The organism is Parendozoicomonas sp. Alg238-R29 (assembly GCF_947331445.1).
Taxonomy (GTDB): domain Bacteria; phylum Pseudomonadota; class Gammaproteobacteria; order Pseudomonadales; family Endozoicomonadaceae; genus Sansalvadorimonas.
On the sequence record NZ_CAMZOG010000020.1, the window covers coordinates 17,993 to 36,395 of the forward strand.

Annotated in this window: 15 protein-coding genes; 10 read left to right on the plus strand and 5 right to left on the minus strand. The window is 47.2% G+C overall.

Annotation, left to right across the window (positions count from 1 at the left end):
• Positions 1-130: 130 nt before the first annotated feature.
• Positions 131-2,470 carry a TonB-dependent receptor gene (locus tag QMA35_RS07130; protein ID WP_281646452.1) on the plus strand — a complete coding sequence of 780 codons (2,340 nt, stop codon included), beginning with the start codon at positions 131-133 and terminating at the stop codon, positions 2,468-2,470.
• A 133-nt stretch (positions 2,471-2,603) separates the two neighbouring features.
• On the plus strand, positions 2,604-3,497 hold the full coding sequence (locus QMA35_RS07135) for a DMT family transporter (RefSeq protein WP_281646453.1): 894 nt from the start codon (positions 2,604-2,606) through the stop codon (positions 3,495-3,497).
• Between the two features lie 3 nt (positions 3,498-3,500).
• On the opposite strand, the gene QMA35_RS07140 is transcribed toward QMA35_RS07135, so the two are convergent.
• Positions 3,501-4,325 (minus strand): SDR family oxidoreductase, encoded by an 825-nt coding sequence (locus QMA35_RS07140; protein WP_281646454.1) that lies wholly within the window; start codon positions 4,323-4,325, stop codon positions 3,501-3,503.
• 24 nt (positions 4,326-4,349) lie between these two features.
• The gene (gene alr, locus QMA35_RS07145) at positions 4,350-5,474 is read right to left on the minus strand and encodes an alanine racemase (protein WP_281646455.1); all 1,125 of its coding nucleotides are present in this window, start codon (positions 5,472-5,474) and stop codon (positions 4,350-4,352) included.
• A 182-nt stretch (positions 5,475-5,656) separates the two neighbouring features.
• Here alr and lrp point away from each other — a divergent pair, with 182 nt between their 5' ends.
• Positions 5,657-6,145: a leucine-responsive transcriptional regulator Lrp gene (lrp, locus tag QMA35_RS07150; protein WP_281646456.1), complete on the plus strand. Its 489-nt coding sequence runs from the start codon at positions 5,657-5,659 to the stop codon at positions 6,143-6,145.
• 127 nt (positions 6,146-6,272) lie between these two features.
• On the opposite strand, the gene QMA35_RS07155 is transcribed toward lrp, so the two are convergent.
• Entirely contained in the window at positions 6,273-6,614 is a 342-nt protein-coding gene (locus QMA35_RS07155) for a PilZ domain-containing protein (protein ID WP_281646457.1), read from the minus strand.
• A gap of 394 nt (positions 6,615-7,008) precedes the next feature.
• Here QMA35_RS07155 and QMA35_RS07160 point away from each other — a divergent pair, with 394 nt between their 5' ends.
• Genes QMA35_RS07160 through QMA35_RS07170 form a run of 3 tightly spaced genes read left to right on the plus strand, consistent with a single transcriptional unit; the run spans position 7,009 to position 10,133 of the window.
• A complete protein-coding gene (locus tag QMA35_RS07160; RefSeq protein ID WP_281646458.1) occupies positions 7,009-8,055 on the plus strand; it encodes a Glu/Leu/Phe/Val dehydrogenase dimerization domain-containing protein in 1,047 nt (348 codons plus the stop codon).
• Positions 8,056-8,065: 10 nt separating this feature from the next.
• Entirely contained in the window at positions 8,066-9,166 is a 1,101-nt protein-coding gene (pdhA, locus tag QMA35_RS07165; protein WP_281646459.1) for a pyruvate dehydrogenase (acetyl-transferring) E1 component subunit alpha, read from the plus strand.
• Positions 9,159-10,133, plus strand: coding sequence for an alpha-ketoacid dehydrogenase subunit beta (locus QMA35_RS07170; RefSeq protein WP_281646460.1), 975 nt, complete (start codon positions 9,159-9,161; stop codon positions 10,131-10,133). Before pdhA ends, QMA35_RS07170 begins: the two co-directional genes overlap by 8 nt.
• An 82-nt stretch (positions 10,134-10,215) precedes the next feature.
• On the opposite strand, the gene QMA35_RS07175 is transcribed toward QMA35_RS07170, so the two are convergent.
• Together QMA35_RS07175 and QMA35_RS07180 are read right to left on the minus strand one after the other, a co-directional pair.
• The gene (locus QMA35_RS07175; protein ID WP_281646461.1) at positions 10,216-11,196 is read right to left on the minus strand and encodes a hypothetical protein; all 981 of its coding nucleotides are present in this window, start codon (positions 11,194-11,196) and stop codon (positions 10,216-10,218) included.
• Between the two features lie 151 nt (positions 11,197-11,347).
• A complete protein-coding gene (locus QMA35_RS07180; RefSeq protein ID WP_281646462.1) occupies positions 11,348-12,526 on the minus strand; it encodes an MFS transporter in 1,179 nt (392 codons plus the stop codon).
• A 101-nt stretch (positions 12,527-12,627) separates the two neighbouring features.
• On the opposite strand from QMA35_RS07180, the gene QMA35_RS07185 reads away from it, so the two are divergent.
• The 4 genes from QMA35_RS07185 to QMA35_RS07200 all read left to right on the plus strand — a co-directional run bounded on the left by QMA35_RS07185 (position 12,628) and on the right by QMA35_RS07200 (position 18,376).
• On the plus strand, positions 12,628-13,506 hold the full coding sequence (locus QMA35_RS07185; protein WP_281646463.1) for a LysR family transcriptional regulator: 879 nt from the start codon (positions 12,628-12,630) through the stop codon (positions 13,504-13,506).
• A 385-nt stretch (positions 13,507-13,891) separates the two neighbouring features.
• On the plus strand, positions 13,892-14,986 hold the full coding sequence (locus QMA35_RS07190; protein ID WP_281646464.1) for an alkene reductase: 1,095 nt from the start codon (positions 13,892-13,894) through the stop codon (positions 14,984-14,986).
• 161 nt (positions 14,987-15,147) lie between these two features.
• The gene (locus QMA35_RS07195; RefSeq protein WP_281646465.1) at positions 15,148-16,221 is read left to right on the plus strand and encodes a dihydrolipoamide acetyltransferase family protein; all 1,074 of its coding nucleotides are present in this window, start codon (positions 15,148-15,150) and stop codon (positions 16,219-16,221) included.
• A 232-nt stretch (positions 16,222-16,453) separates the two neighbouring features.
• The gene (locus tag QMA35_RS07200) at positions 16,454-18,376 is read left to right on the plus strand and encodes a PrkA family serine protein kinase (protein ID WP_281646466.1); all 1,923 of its coding nucleotides are present in this window, start codon (positions 16,454-16,456) and stop codon (positions 18,374-18,376) included.
• The last annotated feature ends 27 nt before the right edge of the window (positions 18,377-18,403 follow it).

The window sequence follows — 18,403 nt, forward strand, 5'->3', positions numbered from 1 at the left end:
CTAATAACTAAAAACGTTTGATGAGCCAGCCCCGCAGGAAGTGGGACACAATAAAAATAAGGATTTGTTGAGAATGATAAGCAATAGCTTTGACTCAAAAAATAAACCAAATACACACTGGAGTAGAACAATGAAAATACACCAGCACACGATTGCACCAAACCGGCTGGCTCTGGCGATAGGCGTGGCTCTCTACAGTGGCATTGTCTCTACAACTGCTAACGCGACACCAACAAAACTGGAAAGTGTGGTTGTAACTGCAACCCGCTCAGCTGAAAGCATCTCTTCTATTTCTGGGACTGTTCAGGTGATTGATGGCGAGCAGATAGCCGAGCAAGTAACACCTGGTGAAAAGCTTTCCGGCATTTTGGAAAAGCTGGTTCCTGGTATGGGCCCAAGTACTCAGACTGTGACTGATCGCACTCAAAGCATTCGTGGCCGTAAGGTACTGGTTCTGATTGATGGTATTTCTCAGGAAGACAACCGTCAGGTAAGCCGACAGATGAACAGCATCCGCCCTGAAAACATCGAAAGAGTTGAAGTTGTTTCCGGTGCCAGCGCTATTCATGGTGGTGGTGCAACCGGCGGTATCATCAACATTATTACCAAGAGACCAGAAGGCGACGGTATCCATTTTGCCTCTGAGGCTGGCATTAAGGTGTCTGACAGTGAATTGAATGCTTATAGCCTGCATCAGAGTGTAAGTGGGCGTCAGGGGGCTTTCGACTTTCTGGTGAGTGGTACTTTTGAGCAGCGTGACAGCATCTTTGATGCTGACGGTAAGCGGGTTAACCCTGATCCATCTCAGGTCAGTCGTAGTGATACCGACACTAAAGACGCTCTGATCAAGTTGGGTTTTGATTTCAACGACACCCAACGTCTGGAAGCGACTGCTCAGATTTTCCGTGATGAGATGGACACTGACTATGCTCCGAATTATGGAACAAACCTCGCTAACCTTGCGGACAGATCTGCAGCTATCACCGAACCTGTTAAAGGGCTGGAACTGGCTGATCAGCCGTACACCCATCGTGACAGCCTGACCTTCAAGTTTACAGATGAAGAGTTCTTTGGCAGCCGTTTAGAAACACAGGCTTACTACCGTACACGTGAAGCCCGCTTCTACCCTTACGCTTATGATTTCCGTGCGGCACTGGACGGTGCTCTGAGAATGCCTGGCGCCAACCTGCTGATTCAGGATGATGTGATCGTAAACCAGTCTACGTCCAAGTCAGAGGTGTATGGCATAAAGGTCGTTCTGGATACTGACATTAGCGACAGTTTGCGTGTTTCCCATGGCCTGGACTACGACGTAGATAAAGGTGAGCAGAAAGCCCGTAGTTATGATGATGAAACTTTTGTTGCCAGCAATGGACTAGCGCTTAAGCCTGTTGGCGGTTCCTATGATTACGGCCCAGATGTTACTGCGAAAACGTTTGGTGCTTTTGTTCAAAGCTCCTACGATATTCGGGATGATGTAACTTTGAACTTTGGTTTCCGTCATGAGCGAGCCAAGCTGGATATCAGCGATTACAATCCAATTGCTGAAACGTGGTTCTTGCCAATTTATACACAACCTGTGTTTGCTCCTTTCCTTGGTGGCAGCGCACTTCCTGATATTCGTACACCTCTGAAAGGAGACACTAAAAAGTACAGCGCCAATCTGTTCAATGGTGGTGTTGTATATCGTCTGGATGATGAGCAGGAAGCATTTGCAAATTACTCTGAAGGTTTTGAAGTTCCAGATGCTGCGCGGATACTGCGTAATGCATACTCCAAAGAAAGCATTTTAACCCGCATTCCTGCAGCCTTTGTTCCTGGTGCAACAGCGACAAGTGTTCAAGATGCCAATCTTGAAGCTATTAAGATTAAGAGTTACGAGCTGGGTTGGCGTGGACAGTTTGCTGACTGGAATGCTAACGCGACTGCATTCTACAACGAGTCTGACAAAACCATCGACTTTAATGCAGACTTCAGCGTTGATCTGCTGGACCAAAAGAAGAAGATTTACGGTATCGAAGCGGGTGGTGAATACTTCCTGAATGATAACTGGAGTGTGGGTGGTCGCTATGCTTTCACCGAAGGTCGTAGTTATTACAAGGAAGTTGGAAAGTGGCTTGACCTGCAAGCTGCAGATGTATCCCCTGAAAAAATCATGGCCCATATTGCCTACGAGCAGGGTGGGATGAATATACGTCTGCAGTCCGCGACCTTTGCTGACTACAACAAAGGTAAGAGAGTAAACAGTAGCAATAAGATTATTAGCCAAGAGGTGGATGGTTATACAACCGTTGATTTGATGGCTACCTTTGAGTTGCCGATCGGTACTCTTAATGCAGGTATCTCCAACCTGCTGAACGAAGATTACGAAACGGTATACAGCCAGTGGGCTCGTCAAACTTATGATGGTTTGAGTGCTCACAAAGCTGAAGGCCGTGCGTACTCCCTCAGCTACCGCATCGAGTATTAATCTTTACTCTCGGTCGGTGTAGCAATCGTTGCACCGGCTTTGCTCTTTCCTTCATGCCTTTCATTACTCCTCATGGTTGTGCGAGACTGCGATTTATTCAATCCACTTTTCTTCATCAAAGCAGTAATAATTCGTGTACAAGGATGTTATGGAGCGGTTCTCGCACCTCAAAGCTGATCTGGTTCTTTTGCTTGTAACTATACTGGCCGCCTTTGGCTGGATCTTTTCGAAAGAAACCCTGACAGAACTTCCCCCCTTGTTGTTCCTTGGTATCCGCTTTTTTACTGCCGGTTTGTTCCTGTTTATTACTCACCGTGGCAGCTGGAAGACTTTGAGTCATCACCCGCTGAAAGAGCAGGTTTGGCAGTTGGGCGGAATTATGGCTGTAGCATTGCTGTTTTGGATTCAAGGCCTAGCCAAAACAGAAAATCTAGGAGTGGGTTCTTTTATCACCAGCCTGGGAGTTGTGTTTGTTCCTCTCGTAGCGTGGTTGATGTTCCGTGAACCCATTGGAAGAAGTACACAACTGGCAGTACCAGTGGCTGTGTTTGGTTTGGGCTTTCTATCTCTGGATGGAGGTTTGAGCTCAGACCCCGGACATATTTTCTTTCTGGTAGCAGCCGCTCTTTTCTCTGTTCAGTTCACTTTGATTTCTCGCATTGCTGCAAAGGTTCCGGCTATACCGTTAACGGCTGCACAACTGATGGTTGTTGGTATTGTCGGGTTTGCTGTTTCCGCATTAACGGAAAACTGGCCATCATCCGTTTCTGTAGAAATCTGGGGCTGGTTACTGGCAAGTATTTTGTTTGCTACAAGTTTGCGGTTCTCTTTGCAAACCTATGGGCAAAGCCTTGCGCCAGTTAGCCATGCTGCTCTGATTATGATTCTGGAACCCGTGTGGACTGCGTTAGCAGCTGCATTCTGGTTTGATGAAAGCATGGCTGCATTAGAGATTTTTGGTTGTCTTCTGATATTCAGCGCCCTGATTATCGGGCGCTGGAGTTTGTTGATATCTAAGCGAGCATAGGGGCTAGAGCTGATCCAGCTGGAATTTTTTGCCCAGAATCTTATGGACAAAATTTCTTGGGAGCCAGCGTGCCAGAAAAGGTAAAGAACCACTGCCGTTACCATAGCGAATAAGTCGGGGGTTCTTACCGTTGTTAACGGCTTTAACAATCGCCTCTGCCATCCCTTCAGCCGATGACGGATTATCCTGAGATGCTCCAGCCCGAGCGAGAATAGCTTTTTCTATAGATCGGTACAGAGAATTTTTAGAAAGAACGCTCAAGTTCTTGGTAGCAGTATTACCAAAGCTGGAGCGAATCGCGCCAGGCTGTACATCAATCACATGAACACCAAACGGTTGCAGCTCCATTCTCAGGGCTTCGGTTAGAGTGCTGAATGCGGCTTTAGATGCGCAATACATTCCTGAGAATGGTGTGGTCAGAATACCGGAAACACTGGTGATATTAACGATGGTCCCGCTCTTCTGTGTCACCATGGTTGGAACCACTTCTTGAATAAGTGCAACAGGAGCAAAAGTATTGGTTTCGAATTGTTGCCTGAGGGATGACTCCGGGCTTTCAGCAATCGGCCCCATGGCGCCGTATCCTGCGTTATTTATCAGCACATCAATTCGGCCATCTTCCTGAAGAATTTTCGTAACCGCAGCTTTTCGGCTCTCTGCACTGATGACATCCAGGGCTAGAGTTTGAACACCACTGTTTTTTAAGTCAGAAATAGATTCAGGGTTTCGGGCTGTTGCCCAAACTTTGTAATCAGAGTTTTGGAATGCAAGAGCCAGAGCTCGACCAATACCTGTTGAACAACCGGTAATAAAAACAGTCTTCTGCATACAGGCTCCACTTCTTATAATAATTTATATCGTGGATATGGTAACAGGCTGCTCTGTTTCTTCTACGGCTTGGGCTTCGTTTAAGTAGTGAATCGGTACTCGTTTCATGTTGCAGAACAGTTCATAAGAAATTGTGCCGGCGTGGTGGGCAACCTCTGTAGCCGGTAAACCATTGCCCCATAGGGTTACAGTGTCGCCAATGTTTGTGTTGGGAAGATGGGTGAGGTCAATAGTCATCATATCCATAGAAATACGACCAAGGATTCTTGTTCGCTGACCATTTACCAGAACCGGGCTCCCGCTGGGGGCGTGGCGTGGGTAACCATCAGCGTAGCCCATGGCAACAACGCCTACAGTGCAGGGGCGGTCCGTTACATACGTTTGGCCATATCCAATTGGCACACCAACACCGAGTTTACGGATCGCGAAAATCTGTGAGGTCACTTCCATCACAGGTTTCAACTGATCTGCCAGTTTGTGCGATGTCGTAAATGGCGAAGACCCATAGAGCATCAGCCCTGGCCTAACCCAGTCACCATGAGCTTCCGGCCAGTGCAGAATGCCTGCTGAGTTACAGGAACAGGTTTCTTCACTCTTGCCTGCTATGGTTTTGGCAAAAAGGGCAATCTGTTCAGGCGTGGCAGATTTCTCTGGTTCATCGGCACAGGAAAAATGAGTCATAAGAATCATGCGATTAACCGCACTGCATTCTTTGAGTTGCTTATAAGCACCGGGAAATTCTTCTGAAAGGAATCCTATCCGGTGCATACCAGTGTCGATCTTCAGAAAAATATTGAAAGACCTTTTCTTCCACCGTTTCAGGATATCAATTTGCTCCTGCTGCTGGATAACCGCGGAGAGGTTATAGTGCTCCATAACAGGTAACTCGTCCGCGCCATAGAAACCTTCCAGTAGAAGTATGGGGCTTTTTATGCCCGCTTCTCGCAGAACAATCGCTTCTTCTATGCAGGCAACAGCAAGGCTGTCTACTTTTTGTTCTTCAAGAACCTGAGCGATGGGGATAGCGCCGTGACCATAGGCATCCGCTTTGATAACACCAATCACTTTTGTGCCTGCAAGGGTGCGGGCAAACCGCAGATTGTGTCTCAAAGCGGATAAATTTATGGTGGCCTTGGTCGGGCGGCTCATCTTATGGGTGACTCCAGTCCGTGAAGCATGAAACAATACGCCTCTTTTACCATGATCATGCTCAGTGGGAAATGCGAAGCTTCACATCTTCGTAAACAGAGTGTCATGGTTTCTGCAACTCTGCACTATTATGGATAGCTGTCGTTCCCAGGGCAGCCCAACACATCGTTGATTGTCGAATCATGAGAAATCGGAAAGAAGTCACCCGACAGCTTGATCGGATTGACCGTAATATTCTACGAATTCTGCAAGAGCAGGGTCGTATATCTTATGTTGATCTGGCCGACAAAGTAGGCCTGAGCACGACGCCTTGTATGGAACGGGTTAAGCGCCTTGAGCGTGAAGGCGTTATTCTGGGCTATAGTGCCAGGCTCAACCCTGATTTCCTCGAAGCTGGCTTGCTGGTGTTTGTTGAAATCAGCCTGGAGACAAAATCTCCGGGTATTTTTGATGAATTCCGCAAAGCTGTTATCAGCCTGCCAAATGTTCAGGAGTGCCACTTGGTGTCCGGTAACTTTGATTACCTGATCAAGGCTCGCATTTCTGAGATGGCGTCTTATCGAAAGCTGCTTGGGGATATCCTGCTGCGTATGCCGGGTGTCCGTGAATCCAAGAGCTATATCGTGATGGAAGAGGTCAAGGAGACTATGAACCTTCCTATTGCTGAGTAATTGGTAATAACGGAATATTTATGTATTCCCGCAGGGTTATTAGAGGAACGTACTGAAAACCTGTATAACGGCACAGAACGTTCCTCGCATTAAGAATGAAGTTTATCGCTCGCCCTTTCTCTCTGAATTAAAAATCACGAATAAAGTAATTCAGAGCAACCTGATCCTGGTCGGAAATATTTTTGATATGAAAGCCTGCGCCAAAATCTTTAGTGAAGCTTGAGGGTTGGCACCACATACATTCTGCAGAAAGCTCAATGGCACGGGTGTTGTCCATTTCTGGCAGCTCCAGGGTCAGGTTTATCACTTCTTTTGGTTGCACCTTTGATGGTGAAAGCAGCATAAAACCCTCTTTGGAGATATCAAAAATACGGCCGAGAGGCGTACCGTTCTGTGTTTGGAAGACATTCGCCGTGCAGGAAAGTCGCTTACGCATATGGCGGCGTTGTTCAGTCGAGGTGTCGGTCATAAGTTCTCTTTATGCAAGAGCCGCACATGGCTTTTGTTATTTTCTTTATCCGTTAGAGAATAACCACAGGAGGACAACAGTACAAATTTGACTGTTTTATGACCTCTGGTAACCCACTGCATTTCTACATTTACTACAAGATTTTTTTAACAAAGCTGCGGCTTGGGGCCGCATCAAACTTTCCACAGCTTACTGCGTTTGTTCTTATTCAATAAAACCAGCTGTGATAGTTTTGTGATGGTTTTCATAAAAGTTGATGACAATAAATATTTATAAGAGCCGGTGAAGATAGAGCGGATATTGTGACTAAACTTTAGGGATATGTAGTGTGCGGAGGGTTGGACTGCTACCACAGTGATCCTCCAATAATAAAAGCCAGCGGAGGGATCCCGCTATGTTTGCCGAGATGAAAAATACACGGACGAGTGAGCTGCACCTCTGGTCCGATGAAGATACAGGTCTTCAGGCTGTTATTGCTATCCACGACGCCAACAGAGGCCCTGCACTTGGGGGCTGCCGATTGTTCTCCTACAAAAGTTCTGATGACGCTATTCGAGATGCTATCCGTTTAGCTCAAGGCATGAGTTATAAGGCAGCACTTGCTGGCGTTGAGCAGGGCGGAGGAAAGGCAGTGATTATGGCTCCACGGGAAATACACAACCGCGAAGCCTTGTTTAAAGCCTTCGGTCGTTTTGTTCACAGTTTGGGTGGGCGTTATATAACGGCTATGGATGTTGGCACTCAGACTCAGGACATGGACACTATTGCCAGCATAACGCCTCATGTTTCCTGTACTTCTCAAACCGGTGATCCTGCGCCATACACTGCGCTGGGTGTTTTCAACAGTATTAAAGCAGCGCTGGATGCGAGTCCTGATCTGTCTGGTGATATCACCAATAAACGGATTGCTGTTCAAGGGTTGGGTAACGTTGGTTTCGCTCTGTGTGAAATGTTGAGTAATGCAGGAGCTGAACTGATTGTCAGTGATATAGACCCAGCCAAAGTTGTTCAGTGTGAGGAATTATTTTCTGCCCGCTCGGTGCCTCCATCAACCATCCTGTCTGTGGAGTGTGATATCTTCAGCCCTTGTGGTATGGGCGGGATTCTGCAAACAGATACCGTGAAAGAACTCCATTGCAACGCTATTGTTGGTTCAGCCAATAACCAGCTTGCCACTCCGGAGGCCGGTTTAGCTCTTCACCGTCAGGGCATACTCTATGCACCGGATTTTTTGGTGAATGCCGGTGGTTTGATTCACGCCTCTCTCTCCCATCGTGGGAGGCCAGCTCAGGAAATTAATGAGCGTATCCATGATATTGGAGCAACCCTCGCCAAAATATTCCAGCGACACCGAACCAGCGGTGAACCCGTTAGCCTGATTGCAGACCGCATGGCTGAGAATTCTCTATACGGGCCAGAACTACTGCAACGCAGCGCATAAGGAGAACATCATGCCTACAACACTGGATGGAGGTGGTCTATTCAGGGTTCATAGCGGTGATGTTCCTTTTGTTCGCTATTTGAATCCTGAAGGTCAACCTACTCAACCTTTGCCCAGCTGGGTAAAGGATGGCCAACAGCTGGTGGCTTACTACAAAGCTATGGTGAAAGCCCGGGAAGCCGATCGTAAAGCCATTGCCATGCAACGCACAGGACAAATGGGAACCTATCCCTCTTGTTTAGGGCAGGAAGCGCCAGGCGTTGTGTATGGATCATTGATGAAGCCGGAAGATGTTCTGGTTCCTTACTACCGAGATCTACCCGGACAACTCTTACGAGGTGTGGAGCTTTCGGATATTTATCTGTATTGGGGTGGTGATGAGCAGGGAAGTGCCGGAGCTGGCTACGGACAAGATATGCCCAACTGTGTACCTATTGCGACACAGGCAGGTCATGCGGTTGGTATAGCCTCAGCATTTCGTATTCGGGATGAACACCGAGTTGTCGTAATAACCTGCGGCGATGGCGCAACATCCAAAGGCGACTTTCTCGAAGCTTTAAACCTTGCCGGTGTTTGGCAGTTACCTGTCGTATTTCTTGTTGTGAACAATCAGTGGGCGATTTCCGTTCCCCGCCATGCACAGTGTGGTGGTGTTACTCTCGCGCAAAAAGGTGCCGGTGCCGGGCTTCCCTGTGTTCAGGTTGATGGTAATGATGTGATTGCACTGCATGAGGTTATTGGTTCTTCCATTGAACGTGCCCGGGCAGGAAAGGGTGCAGTTGTGATCGAAGCGGTTACCTATCGGTTATGTGATCACACAACAGCAGATGATGCGACGCGTTATCGTGAGAACGATGAAGTTCACAAGGCTTGGGAAGAAGAACCGGTGAAACGATTGCAAGCCTACCTTCACGAGCAAGGATTATGGACTCCGGAGCAGGAGAAAAGTCTTCAGAAGCAAATCACTCAGGATATCCACAGGGCAGTAGAAACATATCAAGCTACGCCCTTACAGTCGGTGTCTGAATTGTTTGATTATCACTACGCTGAAACACCGAAAGGTCTGCGGCAGCAAATGGAAGAAATGCTGGGAGGGCAGAATCATGAGTGATGATAAAAAAACTCTGGTAGAAGCCGTAAACCTTGCACTTGACCATGCTTTGGCTGACGACAAAGACGTTGTTCTTCTGGGAGAGGACGTTGGCACCAATGGCGGGGTGTTTCGAGCCACTCAGAATTTAAAACAAAAGTATGGTTTGAAGCGAGTAATGGATACCCCGCTGGCAGAAACATTAATTGCTGGTATGACTGTTGGTATGGCGACGCAGGGCTTAAAGCCTGTGGCTGAAATCCAGTTTATGGGGTTTATCTTCGCCTGCATGGAGCAGCTGGTAGGGCATGCTGCCCGTATGAGAAACCGAACCCGTGGTCGTTTAACCTGCCCAATGGTTATGCGTGCTCCCTTTGGTGGCGGCATCCATGCTCCCGAGCATCACTCTGAAAGTACAGAGGCATTGTTTGCTCATATTCCTGGTTTGCGGGTAGTCATTCCGTCTTCACCAGTGCGAGCTTATGGTTTGCTTCGTTCGGCTATCGATAACCCTGATCCGGTTCTGTTTCTTGAGCCCAAGCGTATTTATCGGGTGCAGAAACAAACTCTGCCTGAAGCCGGAAGTCGCCTACCTCTGGATACCTGTTTCACCCTACGAGAAGGAAGTGATCTGACACTGGTTACCTGGGGAGCTTGTGTGCGGGAATGTCAGGAAGCTGCAAGAAAACTTGCCAAAGGGGGAATAAGTGTAGAGCTGGTTGATGTGGCAACAATCAAACCCTTGGATATGGATACCATTCTGGCATCCGTACGCAAAACCGGCCGTTGTGTCATTGTGCATGAAGCTGCCAGAAGCTTTGGTGTTGGAGCAGAGATTGCGGCGAGGGTTTCAACAGAGTTGTTTCATGAACTGCGAGCACCGGTGCAGCGAGTAGCTGGGTATGACATAACGATGCCGTACTACCGGATGGAAGATCACTATATGCCAAGCTGTGAACGCATAATGTCTGCGTGCAGTCGTTTATAGTGTAAACAACTGTGTTCATCGCTCGGCTCTGACTGGCTGTAGATATTCAACCCGCTTGAGTGGCAAGGTAAGCCTTTCCTCCTTATTTCAGATCTGTCTTAGTAAACTGATTTACAAGATCAGGTAGACCTTTAGATTGAGGGAATTCGAAACCTATAGGAAATTGAATACTCCTTTGTAGGTTGGTCTTGGCTTGATTTATCTGACTTTGGTCTCCTTCTGTATGAGCATCAATATATGCATAGTATGCACTCATCGCCTCAGCAGGGTCTGCACCTGCATTAAGTTGCCCGGTGAGGTAAAAATCAGGACTCATTTCCAGTTTAAAAGAGTTGGATGTGGGGTTTTCTACAGAAACTGATTTCGCAGATTTCAGCCATACCAAGGTGATTTTCTTTTCCAGAGGAGTGGGTTCCGCGAGAAGGGAAGACCCGGTGCAAAGCTGTTGAACATAATTTGTGTTGATGAAGTGGAGGGTGGCCTTTTGTAATTCATCGGTGATGGATTGTGCGTCAGCTGCTTCCATAGTGAATGTTGCGATGAAACCGTTTGGTAGGTCAGAGTCAGATTCCTGCCCTGGCTTAAGAAGCCAATTCTCGAGGCACTTATCTGCGGCATCATGATCACGAAAAACGGACGTGTCGAAAATGTAAAATTGGGTTTTACCATCCCGGATAATCATTGTGGCACTATGTTCCATCTTTTTGAAAAGTTCTTGTTTCTGGCTATCTGTCAGGTCGAAATTTGAACCCAGAAGGTTAATAAAACTTGAGATGGTAAGTGGTGATGAGCAAACGCTCGGCAATACTGGTTTGGGACTGAGAGATAGAGAGCGATAGTTGAGATCCCTGTTGTACGGGGGGCGATATTTTTTGGTTGAGTCTTCCGAACAATGTGCTCGATGGGAGTGGGTTATTTTTGAATGATGCTTGACGGTGTGTTGGTAAGAGCCAAAGGTAACACCTTGGGATGAACTCTCTTCCTGGCTCTTTATCTTTGTTTGACTATTAGGAGAGACAACGGAATTTACTGAACTCCAAAGCTTTTTAGATGAGTGATCCATATTACTCTTTTTCTCAAATTAGTTATCGAGTTTTTTGGAAATTGAGAGGCAGGTTAAGTTCTCGGGTTTTGGTTAATAGTTTGGTTTGCTTTACATGCCTGTTTATGAATCAGGAGTCATGCAGGCTGGCCGGAGCCAGCCTTAAGAAGAGTCAGGAAAAAGAAGTTTGGGTAGGTTTGTTATCTGGCCATCCTGACAGGCGGGTCAGGCTAAGGGCGAATATAACGATAAGCGCACCAATCCATGGGGTATCCATCAGAGTCATATCTGAGACCACATGGCCGCCAATAATGGAACCGACAGCGATACCAATATTGAAAGCAGCAATGTTAAGGCCAGAGGCAACATCTACAGCTTTGGGCGTATATTTGGTGGCCAGCTTAACCACATAAACCTGCAAACCCGGAACATTTCCAAAAGCGAACCCACCCCAAACCAAAACTGTTAATACAGCGGTTACAGGGTGACCAGCGGTAAAGGTGAATACGAAAAGTATAAGGGCGAGCATGCCATAAATAACTGTTAACGCATGTACAGGGCCTTTTCGGTCTGCCAGCTTACCACCCCAGATATTACCCACAGCAACCGAAACACCGTATACAAGCATTACCAGGCTGACAGCATTGGATTGAAAACCCGATACCTGTTCAAGAATTGGAGCAATATAAGTAAAGGCAGCGAAGGTTCCGCCATAACCAGCAGCTGTCATTGCGTATACCAATAGCAGACGAGGATGGGTTAAAACTTGAAGCTGGTCTCTGATACGTGCTGGGGCTGCCTGTTTCAGGTTGCGAGGCACCAGCATTGCACTACCTGCAAGAGCAATAACGCCCAGAATTGATACCACCATAAAGGTTGCACGCCAGCCAAGCATCTGGCCGATCCAGGTGCCCAGAGGTACGCCGGTTACCAGAGCAACAGTAAGGCCAGTGAACATAATGGCAATGGCGCTGGCTTCTTTCTCTTTAGCAACCAGACTGGTGGCAATAGTTGAACCAATGGAGAAGAAAACGCCATGGGCCAGCCCCGTAAGAATTCGGGCCACAATCAATGAGCTGTATCCGGGAGCCTTCCATGCCAGCAAATTACCAATAATAAAAAGTCCCATCAGAGAAAGCAGTACACTCTTTCTGTTCCAGCGGTTTGTTAAAGCAGTCAGTACCGGTGCCCCAATGGCGACACCAAAAGCATAAAGGCTGACCAGCAGTCCAGCGGATGGCAGGGATACATGAAGATCCTGAGCAATGGTTGGTAGCAGGCCGACAATAACGAATTCAGTTGTTCCTATAGCAAAGGCACTGAGCGTCAGCGCCAAGAGAGCAATTGGCATAAGATGCACTCGGCATGAGTTAAGATGGTACGCATTGTGCGGATTGTTTCTTGTGTGAAAAACAGCATTAATGGCAGATTACTTTTGTTGTTGTGACATAAATGACTCGTTCTGATGATCTTGAAATTTTGATTGCGGTTGCCGATTTGGGCAGTTTTTCCCGAACAGCTGAGATGCTGGATGTTCAGGTGGCTAAGGTTTCCCGCACAGTTGCTCGCGTTGAACAACAGTTGGGGATAACGCTTTTCCAAAGAACCACCCGCCGGGTGGAACTGACGGAAGAAGGGAGAGGTTTTCTCAATATCTGTCGTGTAGGGTTGGGAAAAATTGTGGAGGCAGAAGAATGGTTGAAGTCTCGGCAGGAAGCCCCTTCCGGTAAGTTACGCATTAACGCTGCCAGCCCTTTCATCCAGCATCAACTAGTGGGTTTGATCGCAGGGTTTAATGATCTTTATCCACACATCAGTGTTGAACTGCAAACCGGGGAAAGTATTGTCGACTTGTTGGAGAAGAGAACTGACGTTGCCATCCGGCTTGGTGCTCTCAGCGACTCTACACTTTATTCGCGTATGTTAGGGCGTTCGCCTCTGTATCTTGTTGGCAGCCCCGATTATTTCAGCCGCTATGGAATGCCCAAAACAGCTACTGAGTTAAGACATCATCGTATCTTAGGTTTTATTGCGCCAACAGCTCTTAATCATTGGCCTGTTGGCAGTGGTGTAGAGATTGAACCGGATACATCGTCAAGCAATGGAGAGATTCTTCGTCAGCTATGCCTTGCGGGTAATGGTATTGCCTGCCTGTCGAACTTTATGGTGCACAAAGATCTTTGCAACGGTGATCTGGTGAAGGTGTTAGAGGCAGACATGATTTCTCCACATCCACGAGAACAAGTGCAGGCTGTTTATTATCGTAATACTGCGCTGGCAAGCAGGATTAGTGTATTCCTGGACTTTATATCGGATTGTTTAGAATTGTAGGAAATCAGGGCATTTGCAATTGCGAATGCCTTGGATGGTAAAGGTTATGAGTTGGCCGTTTTACTGACAGGGGATTCCATCAGTACAACAGCTAGGAAACCAAGAAACAGCGATAACGCAATGACTAGAAATGAATCGCTAAATGCCATAATTCCTGCGTCTCTTAGCACCTGCCGTATAACTAGCACCTGCCGTATAACTAGCGCCAGATTCTGTTGCAGGGAGAGATGGAAAGTATGTTGGGGTAAATAGCTGGTATTTATCTAATCAGAAAGTAGGGTGTTTTTTGCTGCGGGCTCAAAAGTCATTTGTATTTTCCAGTATGTTTTACACCCGCGTGCCAGAATAGACTGCCCACAAGTTCCTACTTGTGGAGATGTCTGCGATGACTGCAACGCTGTTCTCACCGATCAAACTTGGCAACCATTCTCTGAATAACCGGATTGTGATGCCACCTATGACCCGCTCCCGTGCAACCCAGCCGGGCAATATCGCAAACGATATGATGGCGGAATACTACGGTCAGCGTGCTTCTGCGGGGCTGATTATTGGGGAAGGTACCCAAATTGCTGGGAATGGTCAGGGTTATGCGTGGACTCCTGGTATTTACACACAGGAACAGATAGTCGGCTGGAAGAAAGTTACCGACGCTGTGCACGCAGAAGGTGGCGTAATCTTCGCTCAACTCTGGCACGTTGGCCGTGTGACTCACCCGGATAATATCGGTGGTCAGCAGCCTATTTCCTGCTCTGCTATCCGTGCGGAAGGGGTAAAAGTCTTTATCGACAATGGTTCCGATGCTCCCGGTTTTGTTGATGTTGTTGAGCCTCGTGAAATGGCTCTGGAAGATATTTCTGAAGTTATTGAGCAGTATCGTCAGGCCGCATTGAATGCTGTTGAAGCAGGCTTCGATGGTATTGAATTGCATGCGGCTAATGGTTATCTGGTCAACCAGTTTATGGATTCCGAATCAAACGCTCGCACTGACCAGTACGGTGGCAGCCTGGAGAATCGTCTGCGCTTCATGGATGAAGTGGTCGCTGCAATGGTTACTGCTATTGGGGCAGAAAAGGTTGGGGTGCGTCTGGCTCCATTGACCACTCTGAACGGCACTGTGGATGCGAACCCTGAAGAAACCTATGTAGAAGCTGCGCGTGTACTGAACAAGCATAAGATTGCTTTCCTGCACATTGCCGAAGCTGACTGGGATGATGCGCCGCTGATGCCTGTATCTTTCAAGAAAGCTGTTCGTGAAGTCTTTGAAGGTGTGACCATTTATGCAGGTAAGTACACTCCGGAAACGGCTCAGAAAGCTCTGGATGAAGGTTGGGCTGATATGATTGGCTTTGGCCGCCCATTCATTTCTAACCCTGATTTGCCTACACGTATCCAGAACCACTGGGGGTGGGCTGCTCACGATCCTGATACCCTGTTTGGTGGTCGGGAGAAAGGCTTGACTGATTACGCCACTTACCAGTAATTATTCCCGTCGCAATGCCCATGAAATCTGGAGATCATCTCTGGATTTCATTTTTATTACTTCAATTCGCTTTTGCATATCAAATATTTATTACTAATCTGAATAAAGAGAGCTTTTAAAAATATAAGCGTCTGTGATTGAAGCCATCACGGAGGGATGCCGTGAAGTTTTTTAAGTTGCCTGATCTAGGGGAAGGAATTCCCGAGGCAGAGATTGTTGAGTGGCATGTTCGCGAAGGGGAAACCGTTCGTGAAGATCAGGTGATTGTGTCTATGGAAACTGCCAAAGCGGTGGTGGAAGTTCCTTCTCCCTGTTCAGGGGTTATTGTCCGTCAGTTTGGTCAGCCAGGTGATTTAATTCATACTGGTGAATCGCTGGTGGAGTTTGAAGGTGCTGATGAAGACACAGGCACAGTCGTCGGTACAATCAAAGAAGCTGAAACAGCTGGCGCCGATGATGAAGAACAGTTTTTTGTTGGAGCGTCGCCTTCAACCGCAAAAGTTCAGGAGATGGCAAAGCCGGTTATCTCACAACTCACCCGCAGCTTAGGTAATCCCGTTTCAGGTTATGAATTGGAACATGGTGAACCTCTGCGAGGTGTTCGTCGGGAAATGGCTCGTAGCATGGCACGTTCAGGTCGCGAAGTTGTTTCCGTGACCCTGTTTGCAGATGCGGACATTCATTTCTGGGGGGAAGGGGAAGACCTTACCGTCCGTGTAGTACAGGCATTAACTGTCGCTTGTCAGGAAGAGCCTTCACTGAATGCCTGGTTTGATGAAGCAGCAGAGCAACGTCAGTTGATGGATGACGTTCATATCGGTTTAGCAGTGGACTCACCCCAAGGGCTTTTTGTACCGATTATCCGCGATGCCCAGAATCTTACTGCACAGCAAATTCGCGTTGAAATCAACAGACTCAAAAATGGTGTGAAGCATCGAGAATTACCACCGGAAGCTTTTCAGGGGGCAACAATTTCTGTGAGCAATTTTGGTGCGTTAGGGTGTGGGAAATATGCCACTCCAGTTGTTGTTCCACCGGCTGTTGCCATTCTTGGAGTAGGTTCTGTTGATGATCAGGTTGTCCCTTATCGTGGGCAGCCTGCGGTTCACAGGGTTATTAGTTTGTCGTTGTCGTTTGATCATCGGGCGGCAACCGGAGGAGAAGCTGCAAGGTTTCTGAAAGTTGTCGTACAACATCTTGAACAAAAAGAAATGACAATTCAGTTGCAGGGATAAGCATTTCGTTTTACAAACATAGTAAGTAGGAAAAAATACATCGGGTTTAGCTGCGTTATCGGCCACCGATAGTTGTACTAAAAAGGAGGTATCTGCAGTACCTGCCGCATCAGGATGATGTGTCAGGAAGGATGACAAGAAAACAAAAACCGTTAACGCGGGGCAGGTTATGCTGTCGCTCCCAAAGCAGTAAAAATAAACACGTTTAATGCTTAAGGGTCAGGTAGAGAATATGGATATTTTCAATAATTACCAACAGCGTTATAAACAGAAAGAACAAGAGGAGATGTCTCTGCAAGAGTATCTCCAGCGATGTAAGGAAGATCCTACCGCCTACGCCAACGCAGCAGAACGAATGCTGATGGCTATAGGTGAACCAGAAATCATAGATACTTCTCGTGATTCGCACATGTCTCGGGTTTTTTCTAATAAATTGATTAAGCGCTTCAAAGGCTTTGAAGATTTCTATGGTATGGAAGATGCCATTCAACAGATTGTTTCTTACTTCAAACATGCTGCTCAGGGATTAGAAGAAAAGAAACAGATTATTTATCTGTTAGGTCCTGTTGGTGGTGGTAAATCTTCACTGGCTGAAAAGTTGAAAAGCCTGATGGAGAAAGTTCCCTTTTATGCCATCAAGGGCTCTCCTGTTTTTGAATCACCACTTGGTCTTTTCAATCCTGCGGAAGATGCCAACATTCTTCAGGAGGAATATGGAATTCCTTCCCGTTATGTCCGTGGAATTATGTCGCCATGGGCGGTTAAACGATTGCACGAGTTTGGCGGTGATATCAGCCAGTTTCGGGTTGTGAAACTGTGCCCGAGCATTCTTGATCAAGTAGGTGTTGCGAAGACAGAACCTGGTGATGAGAACAATCAGGATATCTCAAGCCTGGTTGGCAAAGTGGATATTCGTCAGCTGGAAGAGTATTCACAGAACGACCCCGATGCTTATAGCTTCTCTGGTGCACTTTGTCGTGCAAACCAGGGTGTAATGGAATTCGTGGAGATGTTTAAAGCTCCTGTGAAGGTTTTGCACCCACTCCTGACAGCCACTCAGGAAGGTAACTACAACAGCACTGAAGGGATGAGTGCGATTCCGTTCGATGGAATTATTCTGGCTCACTCTAATGAGTCTGAGTGGCAAACATTCCGCAATAACAAAACGAACGAAGCTTTCATTGATCGGGTTAATATTGTGAAGGTGCCCTATTGCACCCGTGTCAGCGAAGAGATCAAGATATACAGTAAACTGCTGGAACACAGCTCACTGAAAGATGCACCTTGTGCGCCAGACACGCTCAAGATGCTGGCGCAGTTCACCACGCTTTCACGGATCAAAGAACCAGAGAACTCCAATGTGTTCTCTAAGATGCGTGTTTATGATGGTGAAAGCCTGAAAGATACCGATCCACAGGCCAAACCTTTGCAGGAGTATAAGGATGCAGCTGGTGTGGATGAAGGGATGGAAGGTTTGTCCACTCGATTTGCGTTCAAAATCCTCTCCAAAGTTTTCAACTTTGATCCTTCAGAGGTTGCGGCTAACCCTGTGCACCTGCTGTATGTTCTGGAAAGAGAGATTGAGCAGCAGCAGTTCCCTCAGGAGACCCATGAGCGCTATCTGCGCTATGTGAAAGAGTTTCTGGCTCCCAAGTACATTGAGTTCCTTGGTAAGGAAATCCAGACGGCTTATCTGGAATCTTACTCAGAATATGGCCAGAACATTTTCGATCGCTATATCACCTATGCGGATTTCTGGATTCAAGACCAGGAATATCGTGATCCTGAAACCGGCGATATTCTTGATCGTGGTGCCATCAATGATGAGTTGGAGAAGATCGAGAAGGCAGCCAGCATTGCGAATCCAAAGGATTTTCGGAACGAGGTTGTAAACTTTGTACTGCGTGCCCGTGCTGGTAATGATGGCAAAAATCCAAGCTGGCTTAGCTACGAGAAAATGCGCTCAGTGATTGAGAAGAAAATGTTCTCAAACACAGAAGACCTGTTACCGGTTATCAGCTTTAACGCCAAGGGTAGTCAGGAAGAACAGCGCAAACACACTGAGTTTGTTAAGCGGATGATGGAGCGTGGTTACACGGAAAAACAGGTGCGCTTGCTCTCTGAATGGTATATCCGGGTGCGTAAATCCCAGTAAACAACGATATTTAAGGTTGAAGCCTTA